The following is a 13,183-nucleotide window of genomic DNA, read 5'->3' on the forward strand; positions in this document are numbered from 1 at the left end:
GAGTGTGTCATGACCGAAGAAAACAAGCCCATCCCTGCCCCTGAAGCCACCGACAGCGGGGTTCACACGGGTGAAGGCAGCGCTGACAGCTCCAACTATCAGCCCAACATCGACGCGCACCAGGCCGGCGCCTCCGAGGCCTACGGCGAAGGCTCGATCCAGATCCTCGAAGGTCTGGAAGCGGTGCGCAAGCGCCCGGGCATGTACATCGGCGACACATCCGACGGCACCGGCCTGCACCACCTGGTGTTTGAGGTGGTGGACAACTCGATTGACGAGTCGCTGGCAGGCCATTGCGACGACATCCTGGTCACCATCCACGCCGACAACTCGGTGTCGGTGGTGGACAACGGGCGCGGTATCCCCACCGGCGTCAAGATGGACGACAAACACGAGCCCAAACGCTCTGCGGCCGAAATCGCGCTGACCGAGTTGCACGCCGGTGGCAAGTTCAACCAGAACAGCTACAAGGTGTCTGGCGGCCTGCACGGTGTGGGTGTGAGTTGTGTCAACGCCCTCTCCAAAATGCTGCGCCTGACGGTCCGCCGCGATGGCAAGGTGCATGTGCTCGAGTTCAGCAAGGGTTTTGTGCAAAACCGCATCACCGAGGTGCAAGACGGCATCGAAGTCTCGCCGATGAAGGTCATTGGTGACACCGAACGCCGCGGGACCGAGGTGCACTTCCTGCCCGACACCGACATCTTCCAGCAGAACAACGACTTCCACTACGACGTGCTGGCCAAACGCCTGCGCGAGCTGAGCTTTTTGAACCACGGTGTGCGCATCCGCCTGAAAGACGAGCGCACCGGCAAGGAAGACGACTTTTCCGGCGCGGACGGCGTGCGTGGCTTTGTGAACTTCATCAACAAGGGCAAGACCATCCTCAACCCCAACATCTTCCACGCCCTGGGTGACCGCCAGAGTGACCAGAACACCAACATCGGTGTGGAAGTGGCGATGCAATGGAACAGCGGCTACAACGAACAGGTGCTGTGTTTCACCAACAACATTCCCCAGCGTGACGGTGGCACCCACCTGACCGGCCTGCGCGCCGCCATGACCCGTGTCATCAACAAATACATTGACGACACCGAGATCGCCAAAAAGGCCAAGGTCGAAGTCACCGGCGACGACATGCGCGAAGGCCTGACTTGTGTGCTGAGCGTCAAGGTGCCCGAGCCCAAGTTCAGCAGCCAGACCAAGGACAAGCTGGTGTCATCTGAGGTGCGCGGCCCGGTGGAAGACATCGTGTCCAAACTGCTGTACGACTATCTGCAAGAGCGCCCGGCCGACGCCAAGATCATCGTTGGCAAGATCATCGAAGCCGCGCGCGCCCGCGAAGCCGCCCGCAAGGCACGCGACATGACCCGCCGCAAAGGGGTGCTCGACGGCATGGGCCTGCCCGGCAAACTGGCCGACTGCCAGGAAAAAGACCCCGCCATGTGCGAGATCTACATCGTCGAAGGGGACTCCGCCGGTGGCTCCGCCAAACAGGGGCGCGACCGCAAGTTCCAGGCGATCCTGCCGCTGCGCGGCAAGATCCTGAACGTGGAAAAAGCGCGCTACGAAAAGCTGCTCACCAGCAACGAAATCCTGACCCTGATCACCGCTCTGGGCACCGGCATCGGCAAGGCCGGTGGCTCCACCGGTAACGACGACTTTGACGTGGCCAAGCTGCGTTACCACCGCATCATCATCATGACCGATGCCGACGTGGACGGCGCCCACATCCGCACCCTGCTGCTGACGTTCTTCTACCGCCAGATGCCCGAGCTGGTGGAGCGTGGCCACATCTACATCGCCCAGCCGCCGCTGTACAAGGTCAAGGCCGGGCGCGAAGAGCTGTACCTGCAAGGCCCAACCGACCTGGACAACTTCCTGCTGCGTGTGGCCCTAGTGAACGCCTCCGTCCACACCGGGGGTGAAACCAACACACCGCTCACGGGTGACACCCTGACCGAGCTGGCACGCAAACACCAGGTGGCCCAGACCGTGATTGCCCGCCTGGGCAACTTCATGGATGTGTCGGCCCTGCGCGCCATCGCCGACGGCGTGGCGCTCAACCTCGACACCGTGGCCGATGCCGAGATCTCTGCCGCCGCCATGCAGGCCTTCTTGCCCGACGCCGAAGTGGCTGGGGAATTTGACGCGCGCACCGACAAACCGATTCTGCGCATCAGCCGCCGTTTGCACGGCAACATCAAGAGCAGCGTGCTCACGCAAGACTTTGTCCACGGCGCGGACTACGGTGCGCTGGCCGAGGCCGCCAAAACCTTCAAAGGCCTGCTGGGCGCGGGTGCTCGTGTCACACGGGGTGAAGGCGAACGCCAAAAAGAGCAAAAAGTGGCGGATTTCCGCGAAGCCATGGACTGGCTCATCACCCAGGCCGAAGGCGCCACCAGCCGCCAGCGCTACAAAGGGCTGGGCGAAATGAACCCCGAACAGCTGTGGGAGACCACCATGGACCCGGCTGTGCGCACCTTGCTGCGGGTGCAGATTGACGACGCGATCGAGGCCGACAAGGTGTTCACCATGCTGATGGGTGACGAAGTCGAACCCAGACGCGAATTCATCGAAACCAACGCGCTGCGGGCGGGCAACATCGATATTTAATGTCGTTGTTGGGCAAGTATTGTGGCGCTCTGTCGTCGGCAATTACTGGCAACAGCAGCCCCATTACTCCTGTTGCTAACGAGGCACAGGGGCGTGATGGCTGGCAGTTTGGCGGCGTCTGCGCCTCACCCTAAGCTGGTCACAACACAGGACGATTGGTCTTCTTTGGACACACGTCGCCAGGCAGATCCTGATCTGGATCGCTTGGCAACGAGCTTGCTGGATCGGGCGCGCAAGGACATCGGTATTGCGCCGTTGGCGCGTCAGCTGGAGGGCCGTCGGCTTCTGGGTGTGTCCCGGGAATTCATCCGCCGCAGCCTGCAGTGGGCCTTTGCCTACCGGGTGACTGGTGAATCCGTGTTCTTCGACCGCGCACGCCAGGAAATGCTCAACGTGGCCAGCTTCAGCGACTGGCACCCGGCGCATTACCTCGATGTTGCTGAAATGACGGCAGGCATGGCCATAGCCTATGACTGGCTTTGGGATGACTTGACGGCAGCAGACCGCGCCACCCTACGCGGCGCCATCATCGACAAAGGCATAACACAAGCCCGGCATGGCCATTCGACCTTCAAGGCCAAAAACAACTGGAATCAGGTCTGTATTAGCGGCATGGCACTTGGCGCGCTCGCGGTAGAAGAGGACCAGGCTTCGCTGGCGACAGACCTTCTTGCTGCGGCCAAACGAGATGTCTCGATTGGTCTGAATGCCTACCGTCCCGACGGCGTTTACCCTGAAGGCCCGGGGTATTGGGACTACGGAACCTGCTATTCGGTGTTGCTCATCGCGGCCCTGCGTGGCACCAAGGGCACCGATTGGGACATTCTGAGTGCGCCAGGCTTCAAGCGCAGTGCCGAGTTTTATGCCCACGCGATTGGCCCATCGGGCAAAACCTTTGATTTTGCAGACAGCAATGAAGGACCGGGATTCCCCTGTGCTTTGGTGTATCTGGCGCGCGAACTGGCGCAACCTGCCCTGCTGACCGCGATGCGGCAGATGATCCGGGCCAAGCGGGGTATGTCTGACCGTTTTGCACCCCTGTCCGCACTCTGGTGGCCCATGGAGACAGCTGGAAAGACCTCTTCCACAGAGTTTTCCGGTCAAGGCGACCAACCCGTGGCGATCTGGCGTTCGTCCTGGTCAGACCCCAACGCCTTGTGGTTGGCGATCAAGGCAGGGGGTGCCGCACACAACCATGCGCACATGGATGCCGGTAGCTTTGTGCTGGATCTGGACGGCGTCAGATGGGTCAAAGACCTGGGCATGCAGGACTACAACAGCTTGGAGTCCCGGGGCATTGACCTGTGGAACATGAAGCAAAACGCCAGCCGCTGGCAAGTTTTCAGACTGTCAGCGCAAGCCCACAACACGCTGACACTCCATGGGCTGCCACACAGCGCCACGGGCATGGCGAGTTTGCGAATGCTTGAGGCGCGCGAAGCGCTGATCGACCTCACCCCCGCTCTGCTTCCCGGCCAAGTCAAACAGGCCACGCGCCGCATCCGCTTCATGGACGATGCGGTGCTTTTGAGCGACGAGATTCAAGGCGCACAGGCTGGATGCCTGGTCCGATGGGCCATCAACACCGAAGCCGAGGTTCACATCGACGGCCATCGGGTGTCTCTCACCCAAAAGGGCAAACGCCTGGCCATACAGTTTGAGGGCACCGGACTGCAGTTGGCGGTGACGGACATCTCCGCCCCCCAGAACGACTATGACGCGCCCAACCCCAATGTCAGGCAATTGACCGTCACAGGTCAAGCAGCGGCAGATGGCAGCTGGAAACTAAGCACCACATTCTCCCGCGCCTGATGGGTGAGGGGAGGCGGTGGGCCACGGGTGGAAAGTCTGATCAACAGACGGGAGCACAGGTGACGCATCACGTCCTGGATGGACTTGATGCTGCTTCCCCGACTGAACAGGGTTTGTTGTGGCTTTATATGAAAACTGGCATCTAGCCCTTTTTCTAAAAGGGCTGATAGCTACTTAATCAATAGCGATTGATGCTGTGGCTGTCGTGCAAGTCACTCGGTCTGCCAGTCAGGTTGCGGCCTGGTTGGCCAGCCACCAACGGCCACATGCTGCGCAGCCCTGCTCGGCCTGGCGCTTCTATCTTGGCCCGAGCAGCCGTCCAAGCGGACAGCCTGCTCAACAGCCTGCCGCTTGGGCAGGCTGTTGGATCACTTCACCTGCAGCAGGCTCTCGTCCCACTTGGCGTGTTTTTCCAGACCCGCCAGGTTGGCCACGGTGGCGGCGATGTTGGACAGACCGGCGGTAGCGGTTTGGTTCAGCGCCAGCTTGCCACCGGTGACCTTGTCAAACAGGATCAGCGGCACCGGGTTCAAGGTGTGGGCAGTCTTGGCCTTGTAAGAGCCGTCCTTGTTCAAGGATGGCTGTTTGGTCTTTTTGTCCAGCTCGTACATCTCGTCGGCGTTGCCGTGGTCGGCGGTGATCAGCGCGACGCCGCCAGCGGCTTCAATGACCGGCAGCAGGCGCGCCAGGGCCAGGTCAACGGCTTCGACAGCCATGGTGGCGGCGCGGAAGTTGCCGGTGTGGCCGACCATGTCGCCGTTGGCAAAGTTGCAGCGCAGCAGCTTGTACTGGCCGCTTTGGATGGCGGCAATCATGGCGTCGGCGATCTCGGCTGACTTCATCCACGGGCGCTGTTCAAACGGCACCACATCGCTGGGCACTTCTTGCCAGGTTTCGCCCTCAAACTTGTTGGAGCGGTTGCCGTTCCAGAAGTAGGTGACATGGCCAAACTTCTGGGTTTCGGAACACGCAAACTGGGCCAGGCCAGCCTGGCTGAACCACTCGCCCGAGGTGTCGCGGATGGCGGGCGGGGTCACCAGAAAACGCTCGGGCAGTTTCAGGTCGCCGTCGTACTGCAGCATGCCGGCATAGGTCACCTTCGGTGTGCGCACGCGGTCAAAACGGCTGAACGCCTGCTCAACAAAAGCACGGGTGATTTCAATGGCGCGGTCGCCACGGAAGTTGTAGAACACGACCGAGTCACCGTCTTCGATGGTGCCAATAGGCTGGCCGTTCTCGGCAATGACAAACTCGGGCAAATCCTGGTCGATGGTGCCGGGGTAGCTGGCGCGCAGGCCATTCACGGCGGCGGTGGCGTTGGCAAACTGCGGGCCCTGACCCAGCACATGGGTTTTCCAGCCCTTTTCGACCATCGGCCAGTTGGCGTCGTAACGGTCCATGGTGATGTTCTGGCGGCCACCGCCAGAGGCGATGCGGGCGTCAAAACCATCGGTGCTGAGTTCGGCCAGAAAGGCCTCGAACGGCACCACATAGTCGAGCGCGCTGGTTTCGGGCACGTCGCGCCCGTCGATCAAGGCGTGAACACGTACGGTCTTGACACCTTCGAGCTTGGCCTGGGCCACCATGGCCTTCAGGTGGTCGATGTGGCTGTGTACATTGCCGTCAGAAAACAGGCCGATGAAGTGCACCACACCGCGGCCCGCCTTGGCACCAGCCACGATCTGCTGCCAGGCTTCGCCTTGCCAGATCGAGCCGTCGGCAATCGCGTTGGCCACCAACGCGGCGCCCTGGCTGTAGACCTGTCCAGCGCCGATGGCGTTGTGGCCAACTTCGGAGTTGCCCATGTCGTCATCGGACGGCATGCCCACAGCGGTGCCGTGGGCGCGCAGGCTGATGTGGGAGCATTCAGCAAACAGGCGGTCCAAGGTGGGCTTGTTGGCGGCGGCAATGGCGCTGCCAACATCGAGTTTAGGGATGCCGTAACCGTCCATGACGATGACAACAACGGGGCCGGGTACGCCGGGGAAGGCAGAAAATTTTTGAAGCATGGTGGGTTCTGAAGTAAAAGTTCGGTGGATGCCTCGATTTTGCGACGCATCCCGGGTCAGGTCAGTTTATCGCTGGCCATCGGGTTAAAAAAACAAGCAGGGTACACAACGCAAGACTCCCCGCGCCTTGGCAGGCGAGGGGAGTTCTCGGTCAGGGCGCTTCGCTTGCGCTGAAGTCTTGCTTATTCCGCCTCAGACTCATACACCTCGTGATAGGCGTTGCCATAGTAGCTGTGGATCAGCAGTTCCTTGAGTTCGCTGATCAGCGGGAAGCGCGGGTTGGCGCCGGTGCACTGGTCATCAAACGCGGCTTCTGCCAGGCTGTCCACCTTGGCCAGGAATTCGGCTTCGTTGACACCGGCTGCCTGGATGGAGGCAGGAATGCCCAGCACTTTCTTCAGGCCATCGACCCACTCCACCAGTTTCTCAACGTGGTCGTGGTCGCTGGTGGCTTCCAGGCCAAGGTGTTTGGCGATCTGGGCATAACGTTCCACACCCTTGGGCCGGTCGTACTGGCTGAAGGCGGTTTGTTTGGTCGGGATGTCAGCGGCGTTGTAACGGATGACGTTCGAGATCAGCAGCGCGTTGGCCAGGCCGTGGGCCAGATGGAACTCGGCCCCCAGCTTGTGCGCCATCGAGTGGCACACACCCAGGAAGGCGTTGGCAAACGCAATACCAGCGATACACGACGCGTTGTGGACTTGTTCACGTGCTTTCGGATCGTTGGCACCGTTGATGAACGAGGCTGGCAGGTAGTCCTTGAGCAGCTTGAGGGCCTGCAAGGCTTGTGCATCAGAGTACTCGTTGGCCATCACCGAGACATAAGCTTCCAGCGCATGGGTCACCGCGTCGATACCACCCACAGCGGTGAGTGACTTGGGCATGTTCATGACCAGGTTGGCATCCACGATGGCGATGTTGGGTGTGAGTTCGTAGTCGGCAATCGGGTACTTCACACCGGTCACTTCGTCGGTCACCACGGCAAACGGGGTCACTTCGGAGCCGGTGCCGGAGGTGGTTGGCACCGCGACCATCATGGCCTTGAGGCCCATCTTGGGGAACTTGTAGATGCGTTTGCGGATGTCCATGAAACGCAGCGCCAGGTCTTCAAACTGGACTTCCGGATGTTCGTACATCACCCACATGATCTTGGCCGCGTCCATCGGTGAGCCACCGCCCAGCGCCAGGATCACGTCAGGCTGGAAGGCGTTGGCCATCGACAGGCACTTGCGCACCACCGCCAGGGTCGGGTCGGCTGCCACTTCGTGGAAAACTTCCACTTCCAGGCCTTGTTTCTTGAGGATGCGCACGGTGTCGTCCACATAACCGTTCTCAAAAAGATAGCGGTCGGTGACGATCAGGCAACGCTTGCGGTCTGACAGGTCTTCCAGGGCAATCGGCAGGCAGCCGCGGCGGAAGTAGATGGATTTGGGGAGTTTGTGCCACAACATGTTCTCGGCCCTTTTGGCGACGGTTTTCTTGTTGATCAGGTGCTTGGGTCCGACGTTCTCGGAAATCGAGTTGCCACCCCAAGAGCCACAGCCCAGAGTCAGGGACGGCGCCAGGTTGAAGTTGTAGAGGTCACCAATACCACCGTGTGAAGACGGTGTGTTGATGAGGATACGGGCGGTCTTCATCTTGTCGCCAAAGTAGGCGATGCGGTCACCCTGCAAGTCCTGGTCGGTGTAGAGCGAGGAGGTGTGGCCAATGCCACCCATGGCCACCAAGGCTGCTGCTTTGCTGCAAGCATCAACAAAATCTGTGGCCTTGTACATGGCCAACATGGGTGAAAGTTTTTCGTGGGCAAAGGCTTCATTGGTTGACACATCGGTCACTTCACCGATCAACACCTTGGTGAAACCCGGCACAGAAATCCCGGCCATGGTTGCAATCACGATGGCCGATTGGCCCACGATCGCGCTGTTGAGTGAGCCATTTTTGAGGATGACCTTGCGCACAGCTTCGGCTTCTTCAGCGTTCAGGATGTAGCCGCCATGTTTGGCAAAACGTTCACGCACCGCCTGGTAGGCCTGTTCCACAATGATGACCGACTGCTCGGACGCACAGACCACGCCGTTGTCGAAGGTTTTGGACATCAGGATGGAGGCCACCGCGCGTTTGATGTCAGCGGTCTCATCAATCACGGCCGGGGTGTTGCCCGCACCCACACCAATGGCGGGTTTGCCGGAGGAGTAAGCCGCGCGAACCATGGCCGGGCCACCGGTGGCCAGGATCAGGTTGATGTCTGGATGGCGCATCAGCTCGTTGGACAAGTCCACGGTGGGTTCGTCGATCCAGCCAATGATGTCGGCTGGTGCACCAGCCGCCACAGCAGCCTCCAACACCAGGCGTGCGGCTTCACAGGTGGACCTGCGGGCCCGTGGGTGGGGCGAGAAGATGATGCCGTTGCGGGTCTTGAGCGCGATCAGCGCCTTGAAGATGGCGGTGGAGGTGGGGTTGGTGGTGGGGACGATGCCGCACAGGATACCGATGGGTTCGGCAATGGTGATGGTGCCGAAGTTGTCGTCTTCAGACAGGATGCCGCAGGTCTTCTCATCCTTGTACTTGTTGTAGATGTACTCTGACGAAAAGTGGTTTTTGATCACCTTGTCTTCCAGCACACCCATGCCGGTTTCCTGCACAGCGAGCTTGGCCAGCGGGATCCGCGCGTCGGTGGCAGCCAGCGCTGCGTTGCGGAAAATGGCATCCACTTTTTCCTGCGTGAAAGTCGCAAACAGTGCTTGCGCCTTCTTGACCCGCGCCACCAGTGCGTAGAGTTCATCCTTGTTCGTCACAGCCATCTTGATTCTCCAAAACTGAAGTTAGACACTCGCTGCCACCCCACAACCCGTCGGGCAGCGCGAGGGTTTTCTCAAAAACGCGCAAGATATCTTGACATGCCGATGGATGAAAAGTTCCTTGCATGAGCCAACAACACACCTCTCACTCTGTTCGTTTGGTCTGTGTTATTAGTTTGAGTGTGGTCATTTTACACACAATAACGAACACATACGAACATTTCAAAATAGTTTTTGGGGTCTTTCGGGCCAAGGGCTGCGCGTCACAAACCTTCGGCGTAACAGAGAGTGATGCCGGCGGCCTTGGCTGCCGCCACGCCGTCAGGCGGCAGGCCGCGGTCTACCACCCAGCGGCTGACTCCTTCGAGAGGCACGATGGTGGCAAAAGACTCTTGCCCCCATTTGGCGCTGTCACAGATGGACACCACCGTCTTGCTGCGCGCCACCACCGCGCGTTTGACCGTGGCCTCGATCAGGTTGGAGTTGGTCCAGCCAGCGTGGCTGTCGACCGCGCCCGGCGCCAGGAAAAACACGTCGATGTTGAGCTTGGCAATTTGTGCCAGGGCCACCGGGCCCACCGTGCTCAATGCGTTCTGGTAAATGTCGCCACCAATGAGCTGCAGCTGATAAGGCGTGCGGCCCGCCAGCTCGCCGGCGATGCTGATGCCGTGGGTCACGATGGACAGGTCACTCACCTCGGGCAGGCCCTGGGCAATGGCGCGGGCCATTTCGCAGGCGGTGGTGCCCGCGTCCAGATACACCGTCTGGCCACTTTTGAGCAAACGTGTGGCCGCCCGACCGACCCACTGCTTTTGCGCCTGGCCAAGGTCCCGGCGCTGGACAAAGTCCACATCCCGGTTGAGCAGCACCGCGCCGCCGTGGACCCGGCGCAGCAGGCCACGCTTCTCCAGTTCGGCCAGGTCACGGCGCAGGGTCATTTCAGACGACTGGAACTGCGCTGCCAGCTGTTTGGTTCGGCACTCACCCCGGGCCGAAAGTACCGACATGATCAATTCTTGGCGATGGTCGGCCAGGTGCTCAGCCATGGTGTCTCTTCCTGCAGTTTGGTGGCTGCTTAATAAGTTTGAAAATGTTCGTGTTGCAGAAAAGTCTCACAAATTCGAACACCTGCGAATTATCACCAAAAATGGCTGATTCGGCCACCTGTGCGGGCAGCCCGTGGTTTTGGCCCGTTTGCCGCTGGGGTAATTCAGCGGCAATGCACAAGCACCATGGTCAACTGGCGGTGACCGTGGTTTCGCTGCAGACGGTGTTGCGGCCCGCCGCTTTGGCGCGGTAAAGCTGCACGTCGGCACGCTCCAGCAAGGCTGTGATCGACTCACCGAGCTGCCACGCCACCACCCCGGCACTGATGTGAATGGCTTCTTTGGGGGCAGTCGGCATCTCTGCAACACGCAGGCGCAGTGTCTCGGCAATGCGCAGCGCCACCGCCATGGGGGTGTCCTTGAGCACAATCAAAAACTCTTCGCCACCCCAACGGCAGGCGATGTCCGAGGTGCGCAGGTTGGCTTGCAGAAGCTGACCTAGATGGCGCAACACACGGTCACCCGCCAGGTGGCCCAGGCTGTCGTTGAGCGCTTTGAAATGGTCGATGTCAAACAGGATGGCGGTCAGCGGCGAGTTTTGCCGTGTGGCCTCGCGCATCGCCTGCTGCAGCAGCAGTTCAAGGGCATGCCGGTTGGCCAGCCCTGTCAGGCTGTCGGTGGCGGCCATCTCTTCCAAAGCCTTGTTGTAGCGGTTGAAGCTGATGTAGAGCAGCGTCAGCACCAGCAGCGTGACACAGGCACAGACCAGCAGGTTGAAGTACAGCGCACGTTGCACATTGGAGACCGCCAGTTTGTCGTCTTTCACCACAAACAGCTGCCACTTGAGCTCGGGGATGTAGCGCACATTGACAAAGTGGTGACTGTCAGCACTCTCGTACTCGAAGCTGCCGCCCTTGCTGGCCAGGATGGTGTCGGCCAGATCCCGCAGGCCGGGGATGTCGCGGATGTTGCGCCTTTGCTCGCCACCTTCCTTGCTGCGCCCGGCCAGCACAATGTCACCTTCGCTGTTGGCAAAGTAGATGGTGCGACCAAACCGCCGTTGGTAGTCCTGGATGATGGCCACCACCGCATCCACCGTCAGCCCCACACCGGTGGCACCGATGTACTGGCCCTGGTAGTCCAGCACCCGGTAATTGATGAAGATGGTGAGCTTGTCACGGTTGGCGAGGTCGGGATCGACATTGATCTCGTAGGGCTCTTTCATCTGGCGCACCCGAAAATACCAGGCGTCGCGCGGCTCCTCGGGTGCCACGCGTTTCAACACACCGTCGGCGTGGTAGTAGGTTTTGCTGGCGTCGGATACAAAAAAAGCGGTGAAAGCGCCGTAGTGCGACATCACCTCCTTGAGGTAACGCGTCATCTGCCGGATGTCGCCCTCACCACCAATGATCCAGTCACGCAAAAAGGTGTCACGCGACATCATCGAGGAGATCAGCACCGGTCGCACCAGATCACGCTGGATTTCAGAATAGACGTTGTCCGAGGTCAGCGGCAGTTCGGTGTCGATGATCGCGGTGCGAACCACGCCGCGCGATGAAAAATAGCTGATCAGCGTGGTGGCCAGGAAGCCACAGCACAGCAACAGGCAGACCAGTGCCATCAGTTTGCTGCGGTCGGTGCCGCGTAGAGGTGTCATGCTTGTCAGGTCGAAGGTGATGGGCCAAAAGGGGATGCCTCGGATGTGTTGTGCCAAGCGTACCCACTGGCGACGCTCACCGGAGGCCGGTTCAAGTTGGCGCAATCACTGCTTGGCCACCCTGCGTGAACAGGCTGGCGAGTTTACGTGCCGCTCAACTTTGGCGGGCCTGCGGGGTCATGGCCTGCGCCTGCTGGGCCTGCCAGCTCAGCCACGGGCGAAGGCGGCCGCTTGCTGGAACAGGGCCTCACTCGGTCGTATCCCGGTGTAGAGCACAAACTGCTCCACCGCCTGAATCGCAAACACCTCGGCACCGGTGATGACGGGTTTGCCCTGCGCTCGGGCGTGACGGATCAGGGGTGTGTCTGCGGGCAGGGCCACCACGTCAAACACCATCTGGGCGCTCTCAATCGCCGTCTCGGCAAAAGCCAGGGTGGACACCTCCGCACCACCGGCCATGCCGATGGGTGTGACATTGATCAGCAGGTCAGCCTGCACCTGCGCCATGTTGGGCCGCCACGCAAACCCGTACAAATCGGCCAACTGCCGCCCGGCCACCTCGTTTCTGGCCACAATAAAGCCGTTCTTGAAGCCCGCATCTCTGAGGGCGCAGGCCACGGCCTTGGCCATGCCACCACTGCCACGCAGCGCAAACACCAGATCCGTCGGCACTTGGTGCTGGGCCAGCAGCTTGCTGATGGCGATGTAGTCGGTGTTGTAGGCCTTGAGATGGCCCGCTGTGTTGACCAGGGTGTTGACCGAGTCGATGGCCAGCGCCGAGGCGTCGAGCTCATCCACCATCGGGATACAGGCTTCTTTGAAGGGCATCGAGATCGCACAGCCGCGAATGCCCAGCGCGCGCACCCCGCCAATGGCGGCCGCCAGATCGGTGGTGGTGAAGGCCTTGTAGAGGTAGTCCAGGCCCAGCGCCTCGTAGAGAAAATTGTGGAAACGGGTGCCAAAGTTGCTCGGGCGCGCCGCCAGAGACATACAAACGATGGTGTCCTTGTTGATCTGTCGGGTCATGAGCGGATGGCCATTTCATCAAAGCGGGAGTGGGTTCTAGTTTAGGGTGTACCCAACGCGCAGTTTTGATGGACGGCATGACACCTAAAATTGACAGAAGATGGGCGGCCATGCACTGTGTTGATGTCCCACAAAGACATCCCGGTCTTTGTTACCTAAGATCGCCATGCGGCATGTTGCTGTGTCGTTCAAGGTATTTTATGCCTCTAGCCCTTATTCAAT

Annotated in this window: 7 protein-coding genes; 2 read left to right on the top strand and 5 right to left on the bottom strand. The window is 60.3% G+C overall.

Annotated features, from left to right (window positions below; all coding sequences use genetic code 11):
* Nucleotides 1-9 precede the first annotated feature (9 nt).
* Complete coding sequence (gene gyrB, locus FDG13_RS06605) at nt 10-2,613, top strand: DNA topoisomerase (ATP-hydrolyzing) subunit B (RefSeq protein WP_180126011.1); 2,604 nt, start codon at nt 10-12, stop codon at nt 2,611-2,613.
* A 165-nt stretch (nt 2,614-2,778) separates the two neighbouring features.
* Nucleotides 2,779-4,425 (top strand): heparinase II/III family protein, encoded by a 1,647-nt coding sequence (locus FDG13_RS06610; RefSeq protein WP_180126012.1) that lies wholly within the window; start codon nt 2,779-2,781, stop codon nt 4,423-4,425.
* Between the two features lie 368 nt (nt 4,426-4,793).
* On the opposite strand, the gene gpmI is transcribed toward FDG13_RS06610, so the two are convergent.
* The 5 genes from gpmI to FDG13_RS06635 form a co-directional block, all read right to left on the bottom strand.
* Nucleotides 4,794-6,434, bottom strand: coding sequence for a 2,3-bisphosphoglycerate-independent phosphoglycerate mutase (gene gpmI / locus FDG13_RS06615; protein ID WP_180126013.1), 1,641 nt, complete (start codon nt 6,432-6,434; stop codon nt 4,794-4,796).
* A 182-nt stretch (nt 6,435-6,616) separates the two neighbouring features.
* A complete protein-coding gene (gene adhE / locus FDG13_RS06620; RefSeq protein WP_180126014.1) occupies nt 6,617-9,235 on the bottom strand; it encodes a bifunctional acetaldehyde-CoA/alcohol dehydrogenase in 2,619 nt (872 codons plus the stop codon).
* A gap of 260 nt (nt 9,236-9,495) precedes the next feature.
* A complete protein-coding gene (locus FDG13_RS06625; RefSeq protein ID WP_180126015.1) occupies nt 9,496-10,278 on the bottom strand; it encodes a DeoR/GlpR family DNA-binding transcription regulator in 783 nt (260 codons plus the stop codon).
* 190 nt (nt 10,279-10,468) lie between these two features.
* Nucleotides 10,469-11,935 (bottom strand): sensor domain-containing diguanylate cyclase, encoded by a 1,467-nt coding sequence (locus FDG13_RS06630; protein ID WP_180126016.1) that lies wholly within the window; start codon nt 11,933-11,935, stop codon nt 10,469-10,471.
* Nucleotides 11,936-12,142: 207 nt separating this feature from the next.
* Complete coding sequence (locus tag FDG13_RS06635; protein ID WP_180126017.1) at nt 12,143-12,961, bottom strand: shikimate 5-dehydrogenase; 819 nt, start codon at nt 12,959-12,961, stop codon at nt 12,143-12,145.
* Between the last annotated feature and the right edge of the window lie 222 nt (nt 12,962-13,183).

The organism is Rhodoferax sp. BLA1 (genome assembly GCF_013416775.1).
Taxonomy (GTDB): domain Bacteria; phylum Pseudomonadota; class Gammaproteobacteria; order Burkholderiales; family Burkholderiaceae_C; genus Rhodoferax.

Excerpts from the sequence above, each read along its gene's own strand:
- gyrB (WP_180126011.1), top strand. The coding sequence starts at position 10 with ATGACCGAAGAAAACAAGCCCATCCCTGCCCCTGAAGCCACCGACAGC.
- gpmI (WP_180126013.1), bottom strand. The coding sequence starts at position 6,434 with ATGCTTCAAAAATTTTCTGCCTTCCCCGGCGTACCCGGCCCCGTTGTT.
- adhE (WP_180126014.1), bottom strand. The coding sequence starts at position 9,235 with ATGGCTGTGACGAACAAGGATGAACTCTACGCACTGGTGGCGCGGGTC.
- FDG13_RS06625 (WP_180126015.1), bottom strand. The coding sequence starts at position 10,278 with ATGGCTGAGCACCTGGCCGACCATCGCCAAGAATTGATCATGTCGGTA.
- FDG13_RS06630 (WP_180126016.1), bottom strand. The coding sequence starts at position 11,935 with ATGACACCTCTACGCGGCACCGACCGCAGCAAACTGATGGCACTGGTC.
- FDG13_RS06635 (WP_180126017.1), bottom strand. The coding sequence starts at position 12,961 with ATGACCCGACAGATCAACAAGGACACCATCGTTTGTATGTCTCTGGCG.